Below are 24,007 nucleotides of genomic sequence, written 5' to 3'. Positions count from 1 at the left end.
AATCCCTTTGGAAGAACAACTACACCCGGCAACGGCCACACAAACCTACGTCACGGTCATCCTTCCGCTGGCGGTACCTAAAACGTTTACCTATGAAGTACCGGAGCCCCTGGTGCCGGAAGTCGACTTCGGCAAACGGGTAGAAGTGGAGTTTGGAAAAGCCAAACGGTACAGTGCTCTTATCCTGGAGGTCACCAATACTCCTCCGGAAGCCTATCAACCCAAGCTGCTCCTGTCCGTTATTGATGAATCACCAATCGTCAACGAAACACAGGTCAGGCTCTGGCGCTGGATTGCAGATTATTACCTCTGCACCTTGGGTGAAGTGATGAATGCAGCTCTGCCGGCCAACCTCAAGCTCAGCAGTGAGACAATTCTCAGCCTCAGCCCCCTCTTCGGGCAGGACTTCAGCGATCTCAATGACCAGGAATACCTTATTGCCGAAGCCCTGACCATTCAGAAAGAGATTACGATTGATGATGTGCGCGGTATTCTTCAGCGCAAAACGGTCTACCCGCTCATCCGCCGGATGCTCGACAAGCGCATTCTTTACCTCAAGGAAGACCTCAAACAGAAGTACAAGCCCAAGACCATAGGCTGTGTCCGCCTGCAGGACCCCTATGCTTCTCAGCCCAAACTGCTGGAGGAAGCTTTCGCCAAACTGAGCCGCTCTACCCGTCAGGTGGAAGCACTGATGGCCTACGTTCAGATTTCAAGAGGGCTGGACCATGTACGCAAACAAGATGTCTATGACAAAGCGGGTGTAGACAGCACCGTGCTGCGGGCCCTTGAGAAAAAAGGCATTTTTGAACTGTATGAGCATGAGGTGAGCCGAATTGGCGGGTATGAAGAAACGACCATTGAAGCCAGTACCCTTTCTGATCAACAAACCCAAGCCATGGCAGCAATACGCGCCGGATTTGAAGACAACAAACCGGTATTGCTGCATGGGGTGACCGGTAGTGGCAAGACCCGGGTGTACATTGAGCTGATTCAGGAAGCCATCGACCGGGGCGAGCAGGTTTTGTACCTATTGCCGGAAATTGCCCTGACCACGCAGATCGTTTCCCGCCTGGAGCGAGTTTTTGGGGATGATATTACCGTTTACCACAGCCGCCTCAACAACAACGAGCGGGTGGAGCTTTGGAATAGCGTGCTCAACGGCAAGCCCGTGCTTCTGGGGGCACGTTCAGCCCTTTTTCTGCCTTTTTCCAAGCTGGGGCTCATTGTGGTCGACGAGGAGCATGACCCTTCCTTTAAGCAATACGACCCCAACCCGCGGTATAATGCCCGGGATGCCGCTGTCTTTTTGGCGCATCTGCACGGTGCAAAGGTCATTCTGGGCACCGCCACGCCATCGCTGGAGTCCTTTTCCAATACCAAAAAGGACAAGTACCGGCTGGTGGAAATGCCGGAGCGCTTCGGAGGGCTGCAACTGCCCGAAATCAGGATTGTGGATGCCAAGCAGGAACTAAAGGAGCGCAAATTGCAATCCCACTTCACCTCCGTGCTTATCGATGCCCTGAAAACCACGCTGGAGCAGGGGCAACAAGCTATTTTGTTCCAAAACCGGCGCGGCTATTCCCCGACCTACCGCTGCACCACCTGCGGCTGGCATGCGGAGTGCATTCAGTGCGATGTGAGCCTGACCTACCACAAATACCATAACAACCTGCGCTGCCATTACTGCGGCTATCAAACCAATCTGCCTTCGGCCTGCCCGGCCTGCGGCGATAAAAAATTGGTCATTAAAGGATTTGGGACCGAGAAAATTGAGGATGAGCTTAAGATTTACCTGCCGGAGGCACGCATAGCTCGCATGGACCTCGACACGGTGCGCGGCAAACATGCCCACGCCCGGCTTATCAATGATTTTGAGGAAGGCCGTACCGACATCCTTGTGGGCACACAAATGGTGACCAAGGGGCTAGATTTTGAGAAGGTCGCAGTGGTGGGCGTGCTTAGTGCGGATCAGCTGTTGCAGTTCCCGGATTTCCGGGCGGGGGAGCGGGCCTTTCAGCTCATGTTGCAGGTGGCTGGCCGGGCCGGGCGCAAGCACAAGCGCGGACAGGTCATCATACAAGCCTTCAATACCACAAGCCCGGTGCTGCGGGAAGTCTTGGCCGGAGATTATCCCGGCTTTTTCACCCGGGAAATGATGGAGCGCAATCAATTCCAGTACCCGCCCTATGTGCGCCTGATCCGCATCACGCTTAAGCACACCAAGCCCGCTACCGTCAACGATGGAGCCAAGCTATTCGAAAAAGTGCTGAAAAAGCGGCTGGGCGACTGGGCCATGGGCCCGGCGGTACCTTATGTGTCGAGGATACGAAGCTACTACCTGCTGGATTTTATGATCAAGGTACCAAAAGACCCCAAAAAGCTGGCTTATGCCAAGGCCAGCATCCGGGAAGCTACTGAATACCTCAACCAAGCCAAAGGGCTGAGCAATGTGCGGGTGAGCGTGGACGTAGACCCGTACTGATATCAAAAACAATGGACATGAGCCTGAAACAGCAAACTTATGAAATCCTAAACATCTCCCGGAAAAAGGGAGACCTGAGCTGGTGGGTAGACATGCTGCTCATCACCCTGATCAGCCTGAATGCCCTGGCGCTGATTCTGGAAACGGTAGAGCCCATTTACCAGCAACATGCCACCTTTTTCTATTACTTCGAACTCATTTCGGTGATCATTTTCTCGGTAGAATATGTGCTGAGGGTTTGGTCTGCCAATGCCGCTCCGAAATACCGCAAGCCCTTCACCGGCAACCTCCGCTACGCTCTGACACCCCTTGCCCTGATTGACCTTCTGGCCGTGCTTCCCTTTTACTTGCCCCTGCTCGGCTTTGATTTCCGTATTGCACGGACGCTGCGGTTATTCCGGCTGTTGCGGTTATTCAAAATCTCCCGCTACACCAAAGCCCTGCACCACATCAGCATCGTCTTCCGCGACAAGCGGGAAGAACTCGGCATCTCCCTGACTTTCACCACGCTACTTTTGTTGCTCGCCTCCACCCTTATGTACTACGCTGAGCACGAAGCCCAACCAGAGGCCTTCTCCAGCATACCCGAGACCATGTGGTGGGGCATTGCGACCCTCACGACCGTAGGCTACGGAGATGTGTACCCAGTCACTGCCCTGGGCAAGTTGCTGGGCGGCATAATTGCGGTCATCGGCATCGGGCTGTTTGCACTGCCCACTGGCATCCTCGCCTCTGGCTTTTCGGAGGAACTGTCAAAAAAGGAGGAGACGGCCTGCCCACACTGTGGGAAGGATTTAGCGGGAGGTGGGGATTTGTAGCAGCCAGTCTTTGTTGGCCAGCGGATAAGTTTGCTGAACGGACGTTACCCATAGTGCGGCCTCCCGAGTGCCCGGCTTCAACTCAAAGGCCTTCCTGACCAGGTGCAGGAAATTCAGATTTGCGGTCCGCCGGTAATCTGACAGCCTAGGGTTCCGACGCAGATATTGCTCAAAGGATTGGATGAGTGCGAAAAAGGCAGCTGACTCCCTCAACTCGAAATAACTCTTCAATTGTATGATTTTGGCGCCCAGGTAATACGCATCATCGGTGAAATCCACTGCCTGCAATGCCGTAAGTGCAGCCCCGTAGTCTGACCGGGCATAGTGCAACGCGGCGCGATTGAAAGCCAGGGCATTGACCCGGTCCTCTTCCGGCAGCCAAACCTGATAGGTTTCCATAAAATGACTTACCCATTCCAACTCCCCCAGCCGAATACCGGTGGTGATGATGTTTTTGAAAGACCACTGCGATAAGGCCCCGTTGATGAGCAGTACCTCATCCCTCAACATATTCTGATATTGCCTGAAGGCCTGCCGGTAGTAACCATGCGTTCCGGAATTGATCTGACGGATGCAAAAATTAAGCAGGTAATGGTAAAGATTGTACCGCTCTTCAATGGAAATTAAGTGCCGGTTGCGTTGCAAGAGCGCTGAACAGACTTCGTAGTCTGCTTCCTGCCCTTCCTCCAGCATTTTCAGGGCAGCCAGGTACAGCTGTACCACCGGGTTTTCAGACAAAACGGGCGTGGCGGTAGCCCCCTGCTTTAGAATGTCCAGAAAGGTAGCCTTATACCCGGTCTGAATGACACCGCTCCGGCTCACCATTTCGCAAGCCAGCCGGAGCTTGCTGCACCAGAAAAACGCATCCAGCTCATCATTCTGAGCCTGAAGGAAGGGCGAGTACTTTCGTTGCTGGCGATATAGGGCAGCCCGGTCTTTTACTGCCTGCAACTGCCAAGACAACAACCGGTAATCTGCACTGCGCGCATCCGCCTGCTCTAAAAGCTGATCTGCCCGCCGGAGATTGCGGTCTAACAAGGTGTCTGCCTGACGCTCCTGTAGCCCCTGAAGCGCCCAAATTTGCTTTAAAGCCGGCTGCTTTTCCAACTCTAATTGTGCCAAAAAGCCATAAGCCAGTTGAGTAAGGTTGGACAAGTGATTGTTCACCCTAAGGGCGTCATAAGGTTTGCCAGGGGCTACCACCAGCCATGCCTTTTCTTTCGTCAGGTGAGGGTGCTTAAACTCAGGAGCAAAGCCCAGTATCCAGTCTGCCAGGCGTTTGAGCCCCTCGTGGCGGTTGAAAAATGGGGAATGTACGTAGTGCTTCAGGCGCGTGCGCGTACGGGTATCCAGTAACCTGAGCAGTTGAATTAAAGAGGTTTGCTCCATACTTAGCTATTTTAGACTAAGGCCAGCCCGATAAGCGGACAGGTAAAAATAAGCTCTATCCCTGGCTTTTCAGAGCAATGCTAAATTTAAAAAAAATTATACTTAAAACCCTAAATGTCTTCATACCTTGCTTTTTGGGCCTATTCTTAAATCAAAAAAAGTTATAGCCTGAAAATAATGTAGTTGCCCGGCAAGTCACTTACTGCTACATTCGCAAAGGATACAACAAATTATAATCCCTATGCACCTATTCAAAAAAGCTCTGCTCGCGTTCCTTTTTTTGCCTTGTATTTTGGAGGCCCAGTCTGCCGTCCACCTGGAATTGCCCCCTGTAGAAACAGGAACAGTTGGTGATACGGTCACCGTACCAGTCATTGTAAAAAGTCAACAGGAATTAACAGGATTTGCTTTCACATTAGCAGCTGTGCCTCAGTTGCTAGACCCAATTAGGGCAGTGCCATACCCTCCTTTGACAGAATTCAACTTTTCCATCAGCCCTCAACCCGGACAGGAAGGCCTTGTTGTGGTCAACTGGTTTGCCAGTGACCTTATCCCCCATGATTTTCAGGCAGGTGACACCCTGTGTACAATTGACTATCTCGTGGTTTCCAATGCAACGGATGGTGTTATTGCATTTATCAATACGCCTAATACCACGATCGAATTTATCGGGCCTAATCTCCTCCTTCGCAATTATGTCCTGACCGATGGTTACGCTTACTCAGCCCCGGGGTCCGTAATCCCAACTGTAGATTCAGTACGCCTAATGCCCCCCGGGTGCGCCCCTAATGAAGCCACAGGCAGCCTGCAACTTTTCACCAGCCCGGATGCCCTGCAATATAATTGGTCTGGCGGAACCGGCTCTCCTGGCAACACTGGTTTGCTCACCGGACTGAGCACCGGCGCCTACCATTTCAGTATTACAGACGTTGATAATGCCCTAACCCGCACTGGCCATGCCAGCCTATACACCCCGGCCCTTAATCTCACTGGCTTTGAAGTGATTCAGCCCGACTGTGGTGCGGAAAACGGACAGCTTACGCCCATTTGGCATACGGATTTGGACAGCCTTAGCCTGGATTATATCTGGAGTACAGGAGCCGTAACGCCGGTTTTGAGCGACCTGCCTGCCGGAAGTTATAGCCTGACAATAACGGATACGCTATCCGGCTGCAGCGATAACCTGAGTGCTGTCCTTGAAAACCAATCTAACCTCTATTTCACCGAGCAATCCTTAGTTCAACCCATACGCTGTGACGAAATCAACACCGGCAGTATCTCTCTTGATGTTGGAGGTGGGGGCCCATCCAACCTTGCTTTTTTATGGTCAGATGGGCCGATTGGGCCCAACCGTACCAACTTAAGCGAAGGGCAATACACAGTCACGGTATCTAACGCCGGTGGATGCGCTCTTTCCCGCACCATAAGCGTGCCCCGGCAGGACGGGCTGGACCTAAAAGCAGACTACGAGCCCGAACTCGATTGTTATTTGCCTCACACGGCAATAGACCTATATCCGCCCCGACTGGGAGCCGGTATATCCTATCTTTGGAGTAACTTTAGCAACGAGGAAGACTTACTCAATGTAGACACTACAGGAACTTACACCATAAACGTTTATGACGAGCAAACCGGATGCAGCGGAGCAACGACATTTGACATCCTTTACCGCCCTAAGGTTCTGGACGTTAGCCTGAGTTGCGACTTTGCCCCTCCTCCCGCATCGGCTTTACTAGTTGCATGGGGCCCTTTCCCCAATGATGTTTATCCGGTCAGCTATCAATGGTCACCGGAGGCCACTATTGAGTCCGAGTATGATTTCGTCTCAACAGTACTTGGCATTCCGAATGAGACCTACAGCGTTACAGCAACCGATGCTACAGGGTGCGAAGCTATTTCCGCGCCTGTTTTAGTGGATTGCGAAGGATGGGGCCCTGATGCCCCGGAGTACCGGACAGGCCATTCAATTGCTAACCAAGCTCAACGAAGCTCAAGTGCTACGGTCGTAGCTGGGACGGCGAGCGGTGCATCCGGGGATACGCTTTGCCTGCCGGTTGAAGTTAGCCAGGCCAGTACGCTGAGTGATTTACGTTTTAGCTACAGTTGGGACCCGGAGGCATTAGACTTTTTGTACGCTCATGCGGAAGACCCTAGATTTAACAATACGCTCTTCTACCAAAATGACTATGCGCAACTTGGATGGTCATGGGTATCGCCTAGTGAAAACCCGGTTTTACCCGATACCATTACTGTCGCCTACTCTATCTGCTTTGAATTGAAAGATAAAGCAGGGATATCAACTATTTTTCCTGCTTCTTTTCCTTTACAGGGTCAGGGGATTTCCCAACAGGCCGGTGCAATACAAATTGAGTGTACGCAAGGGCTGGATTTGTCTTTACAATCTACCCATACGCCTTCTGACAGCACAGATGATGGACGGCTTTTGCTAGACTGGCCGGGCAATGGAGAACCACCCTACTCCTTCATGTGGTTTAGAAATGAGACGGCGGTGGGCACCTACGAGCGCCGCCTGCTCAACAATCTTGGCGAAGGGCTTTACACTGTAATTGCTACTGACCGCAACCAATGCCGGGACACCTTAGGCCCAATTTTGCTGGTACAGGAGACTGCCTCAGGCGTGTGGCCTGGCGATACAGATACCAGTCAGGCTGCCAACCACTTTGACCTGCTAAATATCGGCCTTGCTTTTGATAGTCTGGGGCCCGTACGCCCCAATGCAACCCTCAACTGGGCAGAGGAACCGGCACTGGACTGGGCGCAGAGCACCCCGTTATCTGAGGTCAACTACAAACATATTGACACCAATGGAGATGGGTTGATTTCAGCAGCCGACACAATGGCCATCCGGCAAAACTGGGGCAGCAGCTATAATTTTTCCCCGCAGCCCGAAGAGCACCGCAATGGCAGCATCCCTTTCTACGTAAAGCCTGATACGCTGATTGAAGGGGAGACCATGGCCCTCCCTCTGGTATTTGGAACCCAGCAACAACCCGCAGAGGAAATCTACGGCATTGCATTTACCATTGACTATGACCCAACAGTCGTCGTGCCTGGCACCGCCTTCGTAACATTAACCGATTCCTGGCTTGGCACACCGGGCACGGATTTATTAGTGATGCAACAGGACAGTGCAATGACCGGGAGAATAGACGTCGCCATCACGCGCATAAACGGGAGCAACGCATCGGGCTTTGGCGAAATTGGCGCTTTCATCATTACCGTAGAGGATGATATCCTGGCTCAGCAACGGGGCCCGGGCTACGCCTTTTCCATTGACGATATACGGGCTATCAATTTCTCGGAAATCATCCAGCCGGTAACCGGTCAAACTACAGCCGCTGAAGTCCTTAGTGGAACGAAAACACTTTCTCCTGAAGCCTCGCCCAAGCTTTTCCCGGTACCTGCGCAAGACGTTTTATACCTGAAATTTTCTCAGCCGGAGCGGGCTGACTATGAAGTATTAAACAAAAGCGGCCAGTTGCTCCTAAAAGGTTCCACAACTGGCCAGCTCATTCCGTTGTCTGTAACGCAACTCCCGGCAGGCTTTTATCAGCTAAGGCTGACTACGCCAGACCGGGCGTATCTGATGAAATTCATCAAACAATAGGTGCTGTATGTTTACTTTGACTCAAGGCTTTATCCCTGGCTCGTGGGCCGCATCTGCAGCTCATTAACATGCACGTCATCTGGTTGGGAGACAGCGTAATGTATCGCCTGAGCAATCGCATCACTGTTCAGAAAATCCAGGTCGCCCATAGCATCCTTAAAGTCTTCGACCAGTTCCTTATCGGTGATGGTGTTGGTCAGCTCCGTGTCCACGGCACCGGGCTCTATGCAGGTTACCCTGATGTTATGGCTGGGTGCCAGTTCCTGCCGCAGGCCATCGCTAATGGCTCGTACCGCAAACTTAGTGCCTGAATATACCGCACCACCCGGCATGACCTCGCGGCCTGCAACACTGGAAATGTTCACAATATGTCCTTTTTTGCGCTCTACCATATCAGGCAGCGTTTCTGCAAGGCAGTGGAGGACACCGTTTACATTGACATCCACCATCTTTAGCCATTCTTCCACATGCATGTTTTTCATGTAGCTGAGCGGCATGATACCAGCGTTGTTCACCAGTACATCGCAGGGACCGAAGGTTTCATTCGTTTTTTGGACGAGGTTTTTGATTTCCCCGCGCTTTGTTACGTCTGCCTCGACAGCCAATGCTGCGCCGCCTGCTTTTTCGATATCGCTTTTGAGTGCTTCCAGGCGGTCCTTACGGCGGGCAGCCAATACGACTTTAGCGCCATCGCCGGCGAGTTTTTTAGCGGTAGCTTCGCCTATGCCGCTACTGGCACCGGTGATGATAACGACTTGATCTTGTAAGTTCATAGGTTGTATATTTTTCTTTTATTGAAATAATTGGCGCTAGGCTAGTTCCATAATTGCTTTGGCATTGACAAATTCCCGGACTCCAAAGCCACCGTGCTCACGCCCGTAGCCTGAATCTTTCACGCCACCGAAAGGCATGTTGGGCTGTGCCAGGCCGAAGGAATTAATGAAAACCATACCGGTATCAAAATGGTCACGAGCCAACTGCCGTGCCCGGTCCGGATTTTTGGAAAATATACCTCCGCCGAGCCCAAAGCGGCTGTCGTTGGCGATGCGAAGGGCGTCCTCATCATCTTTAGCGCGGATGAGTGAAGCCACAGGCCCAAATAATTCTTCTTCATAAGCGGGCTGGCCAGGCTTTACATTGTCCAGGACCGTTGCCGGATAGAAATAACCGGGACCATCTGGCATTTCACCACCACAGAGGATTTTGGCTCCTTTTTGAACGCTTTTCTGAAGTTGTTCGTGCAGTTCATCCCGAAGGTCTTTCCGAGCCATGGGACCGAGCTGGTAATCATCATTGGTGGGGTCCCCGTAGGTGAGGCTTTGCATTTGGGCGACGAAAGCATCCCGGAAGTCCTCATACATGCTGTCCACCACGATGAAGCGTTTGGCAGCCACGCAGGTTTCGCCGTTGTTATATACCCGCCCCATCACACAGGCTTTCACGGCGGTATCGAGGTCTGCATCTGAAAGCACGATGTAAGCATCATTGGAGCCCAGTTCCATTACGGTTTTCTTGAGGGCTTCTCCGGCTTTTTTCGCCACGACTCTGCCGGCACCGGGGCTACCGGTTAGGGTGACGCCACGTACCAATTCGTGTTCAATCACCTTGTCCGACTGATCGTGGTCAATAAGCAATACCTTAAAAATATCGGCTGGCAAGCCTGCTTTTTGGAATAGTTTCTCGAGCAACAGCGCGGAACCTGTTACATTCTCGGCATGCTTGAGCAATACGCCGTTTCCAGCCATAAGGCTGGCTACTGCGTAGCGGATTACCTGGTAAGCCGGGAAATTCCAAGGCTGAATGCCGTAGACAACTCCGATGGGGCTGTAGGTTACCAGGCCGTTGCCGCCGTTGGGCAGTTCCCGCTCTTCGTCCTGCAACAGTTCAGGAGCAGACTGGGCAGTGTATTCACAAATGCCGGCGCAAAGTTCAATTTCCTGACGCCCCTGCCGGTGGAGCTTGCCCATTTCCCGGGTCATGGTTTCCATCAGTTCGTCCTTATGGTCGCGCAGGGTCTGAGCCAGATTTTGAAGGTGCTCGCCGCGTTCGGCATAAGAAAGGGTTTTCCATTTCAGAAAAGCAGCATGGCAGGCCCGGATGGTCTCATCAACCTGTTGATCAGAAAATTGCTCATACGATTGGATAGCTTCGCCAGTGGCGGGATTGGTGGTTGTTAACATAGGTTACTTTTGGGTTTGGATTTATGGAACGGGAGGCCGGAGGTGATGTTCGGTCCAAACCCTGGAGGTTACTTTTTTAACAACAGCCGGACCGCTCAGGTACTGACAATGCCTGCTTCCATCTGAAAAACGCTGAACATTTCCCAATACCTACCCCTGTGGCACTACCCACTTTTGGCTATTTCTTACTATCTTTAGCTTACCAAAAACTAAGACTGTGTTGGGAATTCGCTTTTGGAGCGAATGTAGTCAAATTTTATTCTGAACAAGGCGCGATGAGGGAGCCTAGCTGAGCTAAGCGACTGAAGAGCAACGAAGTGCAGAATGAAATTTGGCAAATGCAGCCCAAATGGTGAAATCCCAACACAGTCTAAAATGAATGGACTTCAAAACCCAAGGCTAATCGCCTTCGGTTTTGATCGGTTCCGCATTCGGTAATTTGCTTTTGCGGGATCGCAACAACAGATTTCACGAATACATAATCCTAAAAACGACGACAATGATTAGGTCCCTGATGCTGCTCCTTGGCAGCTTGTTGTGCAGCCCGATTTGGGCGCAGCACCCCCTCGACAATTGTGAACAGGCCCTGCCTATCGAACTTAGCCTGCCTTCCACCTGTCCTGAATCTTCCATTGAAACAGACACCTTCACCTTCAGCCTGGAAGAAGCCCTGCCCTCGGTTTACCTGAACAGCAGCAATTGTGCCAATCCGGATGTGGCTACCGCCAATGGCGACATCTGGGTCACTTTCCTGCCCAAGGGCAATACCCTGACCCTGACGCTTTCCGGCATTGACCAGCCCCATTTGGTGTTGCTCCGGGGAACTTCCTGCGAGCAGCTGATGCCCATTGGTTGCGCTTCGGGTGCAACTGAGGCTACCCTGCAGGCCAGCGTGAGCCCAAATGAAGCCTACTACCTCCTGATTGCAGGTGGGGCGGGCTCTGCTCAACTCACGGCCACCTCCACTACCGATTGCAGCCCCTGCAGCCTGGTCCGGGATGGCTACTTTACGGCCTCCCCTGCTCCGGTCAACGGCAGCTATCCGGGCGGACAGGAAGTGCAGATGTGCTTTACCGTTGACCGCTGGTCCAGCACGCCCAACAGCGAGTTGCTGCACGCGCTGGAGCTTGACTTCGACGAAGGCTGGGACATGGCCACTTTCCTGCCGCAGCCCCCCGTTTCCTGCTCTGACAACGGCGCCTGGGGCTGGTACAACGGCTGGCTCAGCGAGGCGACCGGCGATGCTTTTGGCCCTGGCTTTGCCTTTGACGAGATCAAAAATGGCATTCAGGACGGCAATCCGGGCAACAACCGCGGCATGGACGGGCTCGGCTGCGCGAATATTGGCGGTGTGGGAAATGACAACACTCTGCAGTTTTGCTGGACCATAACTACCGTAGATTGCCCGGCGGCAGAATTTGGCTATCCTTCCACCCTGAATATGGGCGCAAGGTTACTGGGCGATGGACTTTCCGGGTCATGGGGGCAAACAGCCTGCTACAATCCCGTGACGGAGACGTTTAGCGCCAGTCTGTATTGCCCGGATGATTTTGCACCTGAGATCGCTATTGGTGATGCCAGCTGTGGCGAAAACTGCGACGGCAGCATAGCGCTCGCAGGTGCGGGAGCAGGCCCGTGGGATTATGTGCTTTCTGATACCAGCGGTAATCTCTTGTACCTGGCTACCAGCATTCCCGGACCGGATACCATCTCCGGGTTATGCCCGGGCTTATATGATGTGCTGATTGTGGACAATGCCAGTAATGAAGCCCGCCGACAATTGGTGGAAATCAAGACTGGCATTGTGCCTACAGCCAATGCAAGTTTCACTTTACCTTGTTTTGAAGGAGAGCCCATACCGCTTAGTGCAATGGTGGAGCCAGCCGTGGGAGAGATCACTTACCTGTGGACCGGCCCGAATGGCTACGTGCGGACCACGCCTGACCCGTTTGCCCTTTTCCCCGGTGATTACACCCTGGAGGTTACCGTCAATGGCTGCCCGGCAGCGCCCTACCACTTCACGATACCGGTAATCAGTGATATAGAAATTGTGCAGCTTGGCCCGGATACCCTGACCATCTGCCCGGGAGAAAGCATCACTCTGACTTCCACTGGCACCGCTGAAAGCCTGACCTGGACAGAAGCAGGCAGTGACGCCGTTTTGTCCACGGCTGATTCTGTGACGGTTACGCCAACTGATGGGGCCATTTATCAGGTGGAAGGAGTTAGCCCGAATGGCTGTACCGGGATGGACTATGTAGTTTTCCAGATTGCCTTATCCCCTACCCTGTCCGTATTGCCCGGCGGCACACTTTGTCCTGGAGAAGCCGCCTCCTTGTCCGTTGATCAGGGCACTAGCTGGAGCTGGAGTACCGGAGACACCACTCAGCAGATTTCCGTAAGCCCCGCCAGCAACACTACCTATACAGTGACAGTGACGGATGACAATGGGTGCAGCACTGTATTGTCAGCCAATGTGGCGGTTGCTTCCGGCAATGGCTTTTTCGTGTTCCAGGACCAGGAACTTTGTGCAGGCGAAAGTGCTATGCTTGGTGCAAGCGGTGGCGAAAGCTTCCTTTGGAGTACCGGCGATACCACCAACAGCATTACCGTGACACCTGATACTACTCAAATCTACACCGTTACCCAAACCGATGCTTTTGGCTGTACCCATACCGATTCCGTAACGGTCACCGTCAATCCCGATCCTCAGCTCACCTACAATCCCGCTGAGGTATTGATTTGCGCGGGCGATGAGGTCCTGCTTGAGCTGTATCGGGCCGACACTTTGCTGTGGGATACCCTCGTCAGCCCACCGGCAGATGCAGCCTATCTGCCACCCTTCGATTTTGGCTGCCAATCGGTTCCTGCCTTTCAGGTTTATGTAAGCCCCTTGCCTGATGTTGCAATAGCCGGCCCGGACACACTTTGTGGGCTGGACAGCGTCTGGCTGACCGGCACAGGAGCAGGGCTGCTCCAATGGGAAGATGGCACCTTTGGAGACAGCCTTCTTGCGGTTCCTGACGGCACCACTACTTACTACCTCACCGCTACCGACACTATTACCGGATGTAGTGGCACAGACAGCCTTACCATCACGCCTGTTTCTGAGCCGGTTGCCCCAGTCATCAGTTGCGAATCCCGCCTGGGCGCGGTGCGTTTTTCCTGGGTGCTGGACACTAGTTATGCTTACGCAGTTACTGTGGTGGACGGGCCTGAAGGGTTTTTCCAAAGCAGCAATCAATACGCGATTACCGGGCTTGACCCCGGGCAAACGGTCAGTATTGAACTTGAAGTAAGCCAAAACAGCGGCTGCGCCACTACGGTAGCCGCCAGCTGTATTGCTCCGGATTGCAGCATTCTGGATCTCTTTACGCTCGTTCCGGAATCCGTTTGCATTAGTGACGGCACAATTGCTCTGCTGGCAGATGTTGCCGGTGGGACCAATCAGGGCGAAGGTCAATGGTCCGGCCCAGGGCTGGACAGCACCGGTCTGATCTTTGATCCGGAAGCAGCCGGCGCGGGCTTGCATGAGCTGATTTACACCTACACGGACCAGGGCTGTACCGTAAGTGATACCGCCCTCATTGAGGTCGCCGGTCAACTATCCCCGGGACAAATCAGCTGTGCTTCCGTGGCGGACACGCTGGTCTTCTCCTGGCCTGCAATGGTTCAGGATATGGGTTACAGCGTAGTGGTGCTCTCTGGGCAAGATGGCATTTTAGATGGCAACAGCTTTAGTATTCCGGGATTAAGCACCGGGGATACCGTTGAGATGCTCCTTACCGTACAGACGGATGGCCCATGTGGTGAATACGAGGTCGCTGCCGGATGCAGCCTGACTACCCCTGTATGCCCGGAGATCAATGTCCCGGCAGACACTTTCATTTGCAACGGCGCTTCAGTCATCCTGGATTTTGCAGATACCCCCGAATGGAGTACCTATAACTGGTCGCCAGCTACAGGCCTAAGTTGCACCGATTGCCCGGCCCCTACCGCAGCGCCCGGCTCAACGACGACCTATCAGCTGATTGCTTCCGATGCTGGAGGCTGCACTGATACCATTGAATATACCGTTTACGTGCAGCAGCTCCCCGACAGCTATATACCGGACGGGCCAATTATATTCTGCCCAGGTGAGGCTTTCGAGCTGTGCATGCCGGACGGTGATATCCACTACTGGATTGGGCCGAATGCCTTTATCACGACCAATCAGTGTTTGAGCTTTAGCAACATTACAGCGGCTGATGCCGGGAATTACTACGCTTTCATGCGGAGCAACGGCTGCCGGTTCATTAAGGCATTTACGCTTGAAGCGGCACCGGAACTGGAGGTAACAATAACGCCTGACTTCCAGACGGTTTGCCCGACTGACACCTTCAGCCTTACTGCGATTGCACCGGGTACCAACAGCCTGAGCTGGTCGCCAGCGGCTTACCTGGACTGTTCATCCTGCTCGACAGTAACGGGCAGCGTGCCTCAGACCGCAACCTTTGTACTGACGGCTACGGATACCTTTGGCTGTACAGCAACCGAACAGGCAGTAGTCTTTGTTGACGACTGCGCCCCCGCCCCCCGCCCGGGCAATGATGTTTCAAAGCTCAGCATGCTGAAGGCCTTCCCCAACCCAGCTACAAATGAGGTCAATGTGCTCACTCCACTGCAAGGCCTCAAAACGCTGCAACTATGGAATGCTACCGGTCAAATGGTGGCCTCCCTTCAGTTTGAAGGGCAACAGTGGACCCTGCCGGTGGAGCAACTCCCTGCCGGAGCCTATTTCCTGAAGGTGTTCACCCCAACACAGACGGAACAGGTTCGACTGATCATCAGCCGGTAAGGCTATATTGACCTACTGAATGGAAAGGGCAACTGATGTGATTGGTTGCCCTTTTCTCATTTAAGGAACCTTCCTCCCGCTTTTTTCCCGTCATGACTCAGGTCAAACAAGCGCTTCTGGCCAGTTAGGGAGACCGCTTTTTTTCCTGTCTCCCAAAACACTATCAACCAAAGCTTTATCAGCAAAATGAGGCGTTTACAGACCGGCAATTGAGAAAAAACCTCCACACCGGGCAGCAAAAACCCGTCCTTCCGGGTCTTACCTGAAAATGAACACAACCGGACAAACACTAAGGAGTAATTTCAACTAATCTACCCAAACATCCAGGACACAAATGCAGCCCCCCTATTCAAGCCCCCCTTAGCTGGTATTGAGCCCATTGTGGATTTGCCGCAATAGCCCTGTATGGGGCATCAGCCAATACCTTTCCAATTAGCTCACTAATTATTTGTCTGGACAATGAGAAGATTCTTTACGCTTCTTTGCCTTTTCGCTTCGGTCACTACCAACGCTCTTGGACAACCGGAAAACGACTTATGCGCAACCGCCATTCCCATTGATTTGGGACAGGTGATCAACTGCCCTAATGATGCGGCTTTCGAGACCGGGCTTTCCGGCACGACCCTGGCAGCTACGCCTACGGAGCCCGCTCTACGCCTAAGCCAACCTGCACAGGGGCTGACCTTCAACAGCAATAGTGCGGATGTTTGGTACACCTTTACCGCTACAGCCAATCAAACCCTCATTTCCATTGCCGGTGGGCTGGAACAGCCGGTGCTCGTTCTTTTTGAAGGAAATGCATGCAATGCAAAATTCCCCGTCGCGCTGCAAAGCGGAGCGCCCGGCACACTTGGCACGACGCTAAGCGCCCGAACAGAGCCGGGCTCCCAATACTATCTGCTGGTCAGTACCGGAGACTTTGGAGCGGAGGGCAGCTTTAGCCTGAAGATCAAATCTCAAAATGACTGTAGCATATGCGGAGAGCGCCGCGGCCAACTCACGGCATCCCCCGCACCCGTAAACGGCACTTACGAAACCGGGCAGGAAGTCACGTTTTGCTATACCCCTACGCTCTGGGCACCAGGTTTTAGCCTGGAATGGATGCACGGGCTGGACATTGAATTTGGGCCGGGCTGGGACCTGACTACGCTGGAGACCACCGCTCCCACCGCCTGTACAGCACCGGACGGCAACTGGAGCTGGTATGAAAACTGGGAAAGCTGCAATACCAACGATACCTTTGGGCCAGGCTTTGCCTTCGATAGCAAACGCGGGCTACTGTGCCCCGGCGCAACCGCCTACGACGGGCTGCCCGGCAATAACTTCGGCGATGGCCCCTGCGGCAACCTTGAACCCGCAGCCTTAGACCTCGAATTTTGCTGGACGGTCCGCGTCCGGTCGACTTTCAATAGTGCAGAAGAGGCTAATCTCAACCTGGACATCATGATGCTCGGCGATGGCACCTCCGGTTCCTGGATGATGGCAAGTTGTGCTCCAACGAACACAAGTGCTTTTCTGGCCACAGCCGTACCACCAGTCAGTGCTCAGCCTGGCATAACTGTTGTACAACCTGCCTGCCCTGCCCTCTGCAATGGCCGCCTGAGCTTATCAGGAGGCAACAATAGCAACGTTACCCTCCTCGACCCCGATGGTCAGCCCGTATTCAGTGGTGCCGGGCCCATCGTCAACACCCTGATTAGTGACCTTTGCCCAGGCACCTACCAGTTTGTTATTGAAACAGGGGGCAATGAACAAGCGCTTAGCGTGGAAGTACCAGCTACCGATCTACCAGACGTGGCTGCCACTTTCCTGCCTGCCTGCTTTGCCGACGATCCTTATCAACTGCAGGCCAATGTGGGTGGAAGTGCTGCCGGAATGACTTACAACTGGTCGGGTCCAGATAACTTTGCTTCTGATCTGCAAAACCCGACAGTGCTTCAAACGGGCACATACCTTCTGGAATCTTTCTTCAACAATTGCCCTGTCCCGGCGGTGGAGATTGAGGTAGAAAATGCCTTACCCGAAATTAGTTGCAGCACAACCGAAAACAGCATCGCATTCTCCTGGGCGGCTCAAGCCGCTGATACAGCATACTTTCCCACCCTGCTTACCGGGCAGACCGGGCAAATGAACGGAAATTCAACCTTTGTAGTCGAAAACCTCGCTCCCGGTGAAACCGCTACCCTTGAATTGACGGTAGAAGGGCTGGGCGACTGCCCGCTTAAAGTAGTGGAAAAGACATGCATGACTAACATATGCCCTCAACCGGATGCCGGGCCGGATACGCTGCTCTGTAGCACTGCCGGAATAGCATTAGCGATTGAGTCCGAAGCGGACGCAGTTATCAGCTGGGTGCCCGCCGCCGGACTAGACTGTACGGACTGCCCGAACCCGTTAGCCACCCCTTCGCAAACGACTACCTATGAGGTCACGGTAACCAATGCACAGGGCTGCACCGGAATGGATGCCGTAACTATTTATGTTGATGAAGTCCCGGGAGATGTCATCCCGGACGAACCCCTGACTTTCTGTCCGGGTGAAGCTTTCAGTTTTTGCCTGCCTGATGCCAATCAGTACCTCTGGATCAGCCCCATAGGTTTTATACAGACGGGCAACTGCCTGACCTTTCCTTACACTTCTCCAAGTGTGGCGGGCGAGTATGCCCTTAGGGTGAAACTGCCTAATGGGTGCCGGGTTTCGGAAACGATCACCCTGAGCGCAGATCCGGCTTGCCATTCTTTTAGCGCTCCCGGGGCAACGATAGGGCTGCAGGCACCGATGGACAGGCTGCAGGTTTTTCCTAATCCAGCCAGGACAGAAGTCCAGCTGCGCACTACCCTGGAAGGGCATAAGATTTTCCAGCTCTGGTCTGTGGATGGCAGGTCTGTTGCCCGGCAGGAAAATGCTGATATGACTGTGATTTTTGATTTGGAAGGTATGGCCAGCGGCACTTATGTTGTGGAAATAACCGGAGCAAGCGGTACGGAGCGGAAACTGCTGTCTGTTCAATAGATTAGCAAAGGCATAGGGTATTGTGAGTAGGGAGAGCTGCCATGCAATCGCAGGAGACAGTGTAGCTGCGGTCTGCAAACCAGCGGCGGGAACCTGCCGAAGAAAAGCCCTGACTCTGCCTGTAATGAGTCTAAAATCAGGTGTTTAGCCTGAAAACGAACCAAGTGTTTAGCTGTTGTTGTTATATTGTAGTAATTTTAGCGTTTTATTCCCGTAAAGGTCAATATGCAATCTAAACAACAGGGCAGACTGCTCCTACATTACGAAACCCACTTACTGGACCCCAAGGCAGAATGGGTCGTGTTCATACACGGTGCCGGCGGCAGCATTGTAACATGGAAGTACCAGGTTGATGCTTTTAAGCCTTTTTTCAATTTGCTGTTGCTTGACTTGCGCGATCACGGAAAGTCCAAGAACATAGAGCCGGCCTACGAAGCGTACAATTTTGATATTGTAACGGACGATGTTCTCAAAGTCATTGATCATCTTCAAATCAAGCAGGCGCATTTCCTTTCCGTCTCTCTGGGAAGCGTAGTTTTGCAAAAGCTGGATGAACTGCGCCCTGAGTTGGTAAACAAGATGATCATGGCAGGCGGGGTTTTCCGGGCCACGTTCACCATCAAGTTATTCGTACATTCGGCAAAGTTCCTCAACCACTTTCTGCCCTATCGTGCCATCTACAACCTGTTCTCCTGGGTGGTATTGCCCCGGCGCAACCACCGGCGGTCGCGCCGGATGTTCCGCATGCAATCTCAGAAGCTAAGCCCAAAGGAATACCTGAAGTGGGTAGGGCTCTACAAGGATTTCTTCCGCCTCTTGCGGCAGTTTTTCAACCGGGAGCTCCGTAACCTGAGCCTGGTTGTGATGGGCGATCAGGACCACGTTTTCTTTAAAGCCGCCAAGCGATTTGCGCAAACCCATCAGCGCGCCCAGCTGGTTATCGTTGAGAAATGCGGGCATGTTTGCAATATTGAGCAGTACGAAGCTTTTAACCGCACCGCCCTGACCTTTTTGCTGGGCAGCCGGCCGGAAGAACTGCATACTTTACCGGGCCTTAAATCCTGAACTGCTGATCTTTCCACCCCCAAAAACCTAAAACATGAGTGACAAATCTGCATTCCGCAAACTGATTGATGCCATTATTGATTTTTTTAAGTACTTCCTCTCCAGAAAGGAAAAGCCCGAAAAAAAATAACCCCTCCACCCAACCCTTTCTCCTGCCGGCTGCGACTGTACGGTAAATCGCAGTAATGGACTTCGCCTTAGGACCAAAATCGTTGCCCAGCATGTCCACCACAACCGTTTGCAAGCCTGACAGTTCTGATGAGGTGCTCCGGGAGGGGTGCATCAAAGGGGACCGTCTGGCTCAGAAGTACGTGTACGAGCGCTACGGGGGGTACATGATGGGGGTTTGTATGCGCTACGCCAACGGGAAGGAGGAAGCTATGGACATGCTTAATGCCGGATTCTTCAAGGTTTTCCAGAAGGTTGGGCAGTTTGAGGGCCGGGGGTCTTTTAAAGCGTGGATGGCCAAGGTGATGATGTACACCTGCATTGACTGGGTAAGGCGGCAGGCCAACTACCGCAAGCGCATGGATTTTGAAACCTCAGGTGATACACCGGTCGACAACGAGGCCATGCAAAACCTGGCGCTGGAAGAATTACTGGAGCTGGTGCAGCAACTGCCCACCGCCACCCGGGCGGTTTTTTCCCTCTACACCCTGGACGGGTACAATCACCGGGAAATTGCCGACATGCTGGGCATCAGCGAAGGCACCTCAAAATGGCACTTGTCCGATGGAAAGAAAAAACTTCGTGAAATGATTAAATTGAGCGAGCATGAAGGAGCGTAAAGACGGATTGCAGCACTTACGGGAACAGTTGGAGGACTTTGAGTACGAAGTGCCCTTCACCGGCTGGAAGGAAATGTCTGCCATTCTTGATGGTGAGCGCCCTGTCCCTCAGCCCGCTGTGCCCGAAAAGCCACGACGCAGATTTGCGGGATGGATATGGTTTGTCGGCGCTTTACTGCTTGTGGGCAGCGGAGTCTGGCTTAGCGCTCAACAGGAGCAGCGGCTGGCGTTCCGTACCAATAGTCAGGTGCTTTTGTCTGCATTGCCGGTTCCACTACCAAGTCTACCCCGTGCTTCCAAAACGAAGACTACAGCTACAGCCGTAGCATCAGTTCAGGTACCAGCGCCAAATGGCCTGGCACCGGTATCAGCACCTCCTATGCCCCCTGCACGTTCTGCGCAAGCCGAAAGCAGAACTGCCCCGGCCCCCGTGCGCCGTATGCCAGTACCTCTTGCGGACCTTTCAAAAAATCAGTTAGATACAATCACCCACACCCCCGACAACGACAACATTCCTAACCCAGAAGCCCCCGACACCATTGCTACGCGCGATGAGGAACGGGTTTTTGCAGCAACAGCACCTATCCCTGCATTGCCTCCGAAGGCACTAACGGAACCGTCTGAAGCAGCAGATATGCCGGAAATCAATCCAGCCGCGCTGCACAGATGGAGTTTTGGGCTCAAAGCCGGCGCCGATTATCAGTCCCTGCAAACCAATGCGCTGCTTGGCGGATTTGCCCAAGTCAGGCTGCACCGGAAATGGGTACTGGAAGCCGGCCTGCAGTACAAGCGGCGTTCGGAAAACAACGGCAGCGGCCTGGGCATTTCACCGCCCCTTGGAGACACCATCTACCTGCCGGCATTTGCCAGCATTTCCCCTTACCACCGGTCGATTACCCGGGTGCATTTCCTGGAAGCACCGGTAACGTTGCAGTATCAAATCGGGAAACGGCTAAGGGTGATGGGAGGAATGCAAGTCGCCTACCTGCGCAGTACAGACCAACCGGTAGGGATCTGGAATAATGAAAGCAGTAGAAATGACATGGAACAAGCCTCTGGAGATTTCTTGTTAGCTGGATCAGCAAATACACCTCCTGGAGCTACAGCCCGCTTTGAACAGTGGGACCTTGGTCTAATTGCCGGGCTTGATTACCGCATTGCCAGTCACTGGTCAGTAGATCTTAGATGGCAGCAGGGGCTGCGCGACCTAACCCCGGAATCCTACTATCAGAACAATGAAGTTTACAATAATACCAGTTTACAATTTGCACTCAAATGGCATTGGTAAGTGATCTAAAATATTGGTTGTGGAGCGGTTTGTGCTTCCTTTTTGCCTGTAGCAGTGACGATACAGCGGTACAGGACTTCGCGCCCGGTGAGCCCGGCTTTGCGACCTCAGCTTACTTTATTGACGCCACACTTACTCTTTCGGGCAACACAGCCACCACTGAACAGATCAAGCTATATGCCGACCTCGACCCGGACACGCCTGAGGGCCGCAATGAATTCCGGGTGATCGAAAGCGGCGCAACCACTGAAGTCTATTCTGTTTTCTTCAACGACACTACCCTCATCGACACCAACTTTCAGGACGAGGCGGTATTCAACAACGCCGACCTGCTCTACGGTTCGGCCAGCTACCGGGGCGTGGGGTTTTGTTTCTACCTGCCTGCCCCAGATGCATCCTCTTCTGTCATCCTTGAGCTGGAAGATCTGTTGCAGCCCGGGCAAACGCTGTCTCTTGGGCAGGCGCCCGGCATGGTGGAGATTGGCTATTTTAAAAATCACCCCACTGCTGCTGACCGGGCAGACCGGGGGCTGGTGACGACTGCGGCGGAGAGTGCGAGTGGGTATTTAAAAATCCTCCAGGTTGTTTCCGATATACAGTCTGGTTTTGGAGATACCGGCTATCAGGTAACGGTTGAGTTTAGCGCTCCTTTAGAGCACCAGCTGTATCAGGGGCAGGGCGGCCTCCTTTCCGGGCAGGCAAGGATTTTTTTACCTGAGCCCTAAACGGCATTCACCCGATAAACTTCATTTCTAACAAGACAAACCCTTAAAAGCTGTTACGGAGTTAATTCGTAACGGCTTTCGTGTTTTAAGAGCGCAAATATCCCCCAAATACAACGTATGTATACAAGATTGCAACGTGAGTGAACACGCCGAGGCGCTCTATTTCCACACATTTGTGGGTATCAATCCCCCCTTACTCGATAAATCTGTTTGACTCCCTCTTTGGGCATCAAAGCTTGCGCATTTTCTAAAGTGCTCTTTGAAGCCTGCTTAATCCTATTATCAGATTTAAACTTGTTTTTGAAATGAAGTATGTACAATTGATTTTACTTTTCATGCTGATCAGCTTCGGCTTGGCAGCAACTACCATCAACGTCACCACTACAACAGATGAGGATAACGGCTTTCTAGGTGGAGGCAATGGTATTTCTTTGCGAGAGGCCATAATCTATTCCTCATCAGGCGATGAAATTGTTTTATCTGGCTCTACTTATGTGCTCACCCTCACCTCTACAGAAGAAGGCTTTAACTTAACTCCTGGCACCGGAGATTTGGATATTCAGCACGACCTCACTATCACTGGTAATGGAGCTACCATAGATGCTAATGGTATTGACCGGGTAATTCAGATAGCCAGTGGAGTGGAGGTGGTCATAGACCATGTAACCATTACCGGAGGGCGCTCCACATTTACCCCTGGAGTAAACCTCTTAACCCACGGCGGTGGCATTTATACAGAGGGAGACCTTACACTCAACAACTGTAGTCTTGATGATAATATTAGCATCACTCACGGAGGCAACCAGAGCAGCCAGGGCGGAGGGATATATAATTTATCCGGGGTGCTTACTTTAAACGATTGCACGATTTCAAATAATCAGGCCGGTACTGCTAACCAAGGGCAGCATGGAGGTGGCATTTATAACAGTACTACAGGCACACTCAACATGACTGGCTGTACCGCCCTCAACAATAAGGCTAATGACCAACCTCTGGGAGCAGGTGATGGAGGAGCCGTTTATAGCTTAGGAGCAATCACGCTGACAAACTGTACGTTTTCTGGCAATACCGCCTCTCGATTTGGCGGAGGAGTAACCTTTCATGGTGATAACCCTTCATTGATAAATTTCTGTACCATCACGAATAATACAGCCTTTAAAGGTGGGGGAATTTTTTCAGGTTTGGATGGATCCGGTGACATTGCAAATACGATTATCGCAGGGAATACGTCAACTGACAATCTGGAAGACGCTGATGTCCTCAACGATTATAATAGCTTAGGATACAACCTTATAGGCATTTTTCCAAATGCGAACAATGACCTCCCTCTATCTTCTGATCATTTCGGCACCTCAGGTTCTCCATTATCTGCTAATTTAAGCCCCCTCGCCAGCAACGGAGGCCCCACCCAAACCCATGCCTTACTTTCCAATAGCCCGGCACTAAATGGTGCCAACCCGAATGCTACAGTTACGGAAGACCAGCGGGGCACCCAACGTCCACAAGACTGCCCTTCGGATATTGGTGCTTATGAATCTTCACTGAGTACGCTCTCCCCGTCCACCTATTATGCAGATACAGATATGGATGGCTTCGGTGACCCCAACAATTCGACACAGGCTTGTATACAGCCAGATGGGTTCGTTACTAACAGTTCAGATTGCAACGACAATGACTCCGCTATCAACCCCGATGCGACTGAAGCCTGCGACGGTGTCGACAACAACTGCGACACACAAATTGACGAGGGCACGCTGGCCACCTACTACGCCGACAGCGACAGCGATGGATT

13 protein-coding genes are annotated in these 24,007 nt (G+C 52.7%); 10 read left to right on the top strand and 3 right to left on the bottom strand.

The window, feature by feature from the left end; genetic code table 11:
- Positions 1 to 7: 7 nt before the first annotated feature.
- A complete protein-coding gene (gene priA / locus MRY86_RS21530; RefSeq protein ID WP_293571923.1) occupies positions 8 to 2,485 on the top strand; it encodes a primosomal protein N' in 2,478 nt (825 codons plus the stop codon).
- 17 nt (positions 2,486 to 2,502) lie between these two features.
- Positions 2,503 to 3,303 carry an ion transporter gene (locus MRY86_RS21525; RefSeq protein WP_293570014.1) on the top strand — a complete coding sequence of 267 codons (801 nt, stop codon included), beginning with the start codon at positions 2,503 to 2,505 and terminating at the stop codon, positions 3,301 to 3,303.
- Here MRY86_RS21525 and MRY86_RS21520 read toward each other — a convergent pair.
- Positions 3,280 to 4,692 (bottom strand): hypothetical protein, encoded by a 1,413-nt coding sequence (locus MRY86_RS21520; RefSeq protein WP_293570012.1) that lies wholly within the window; start codon positions 4,690 to 4,692, stop codon positions 3,280 to 3,282. The genes MRY86_RS21525 and MRY86_RS21520 overlap by 24 nt on opposite strands.
- Positions 4,693 to 4,933: 241 nt before the next feature.
- Here MRY86_RS21520 and MRY86_RS21515 point away from each other — a divergent pair, with 241 nt between their 5' ends.
- Complete coding sequence (locus MRY86_RS21515; protein ID WP_293570010.1) at positions 4,934 to 8,320, top strand: T9SS type A sorting domain-containing protein; 3,387 nt, start codon at positions 4,934 to 4,936, stop codon at positions 8,318 to 8,320.
- A 29-nt stretch (positions 8,321 to 8,349) separates the two neighbouring features.
- Here the strand turns inward: MRY86_RS21515 and MRY86_RS21510 are convergent, their stop codons facing one another.
- Positions 8,350 to 9,093, bottom strand: a complete 744-nt coding sequence (locus MRY86_RS21510) for an SDR family oxidoreductase (RefSeq protein ID WP_293570008.1) — start codon at positions 9,091 to 9,093, stop codon at positions 8,350 to 8,352.
- A 36-nt stretch (positions 9,094 to 9,129) separates the two neighbouring features.
- Positions 9,130 to 10,500, bottom strand: coding sequence for an NAD-dependent succinate-semialdehyde dehydrogenase (locus tag MRY86_RS21505; RefSeq protein WP_293570006.1), 1,371 nt, complete (start codon positions 10,498 to 10,500; stop codon positions 9,130 to 9,132).
- Between the two features lie 499 nt (positions 10,501 to 10,999).
- On the opposite strand from MRY86_RS21505, the gene MRY86_RS21500 reads away from it, so the two are divergent.
- The 7 genes from MRY86_RS21500 to MRY86_RS21470 form a co-directional block, all read left to right on the top strand.
- A complete protein-coding gene (locus tag MRY86_RS21500; protein WP_293571921.1) occupies positions 11,000 to 15,337 on the top strand; it encodes a T9SS type A sorting domain-containing protein in 4,338 nt (1,445 codons plus the stop codon).
- Positions 15,338 to 15,796: 459 nt separating this feature from the next.
- Positions 15,797 to 18,349, top strand: coding sequence for a T9SS type A sorting domain-containing protein (locus MRY86_RS21495; protein ID WP_293563306.1), 2,553 nt, complete (start codon positions 15,797 to 15,799; stop codon positions 18,347 to 18,349).
- Between the two features lie 225 nt (positions 18,350 to 18,574).
- A complete protein-coding gene (locus MRY86_RS21490; RefSeq protein WP_293563305.1) occupies positions 18,575 to 19,414 on the top strand; it encodes an alpha/beta hydrolase in 840 nt (279 codons plus the stop codon).
- A 221-nt stretch (positions 19,415 to 19,635) separates the two neighbouring features.
- Positions 19,636 to 20,202, top strand: coding sequence for an RNA polymerase sigma factor (locus tag MRY86_RS21485; RefSeq protein WP_293563304.1), 567 nt, complete (start codon positions 19,636 to 19,638; stop codon positions 20,200 to 20,202).
- Entirely contained in the window at positions 20,189 to 21,490 is a 1,302-nt protein-coding gene (locus MRY86_RS21480; RefSeq protein ID WP_293563303.1) for an outer membrane beta-barrel protein, read from the top strand. The genes MRY86_RS21485 and MRY86_RS21480 overlap by 14 nt, the downstream gene beginning before the upstream one ends.
- On the top strand, positions 21,478 to 22,215 hold the full coding sequence (locus tag MRY86_RS21475; protein WP_293563302.1) for a hypothetical protein: 738 nt from the start codon (positions 21,478 to 21,480) through the stop codon (positions 22,213 to 22,215). The genes MRY86_RS21480 and MRY86_RS21475 overlap by 13 nt, the downstream gene beginning before the upstream one ends.
- A gap of 305 nt (positions 22,216 to 22,520) precedes the next feature.
- The coding region (locus tag MRY86_RS21470; protein WP_293571919.1) for a choice-of-anchor Q domain-containing protein at positions 22,521 to 24,007 on the top strand (1,487 nt) is incomplete at its 3' end.

This window comes from Phaeodactylibacter sp. (genome assembly GCF_022763345.1).
GTDB lineage: Bacteria > Bacteroidota > Bacteroidia > Chitinophagales > Saprospiraceae > Phaeodactylibacter.
This window is presented reverse-complemented; position numbering and strand designations above follow the sequence as displayed.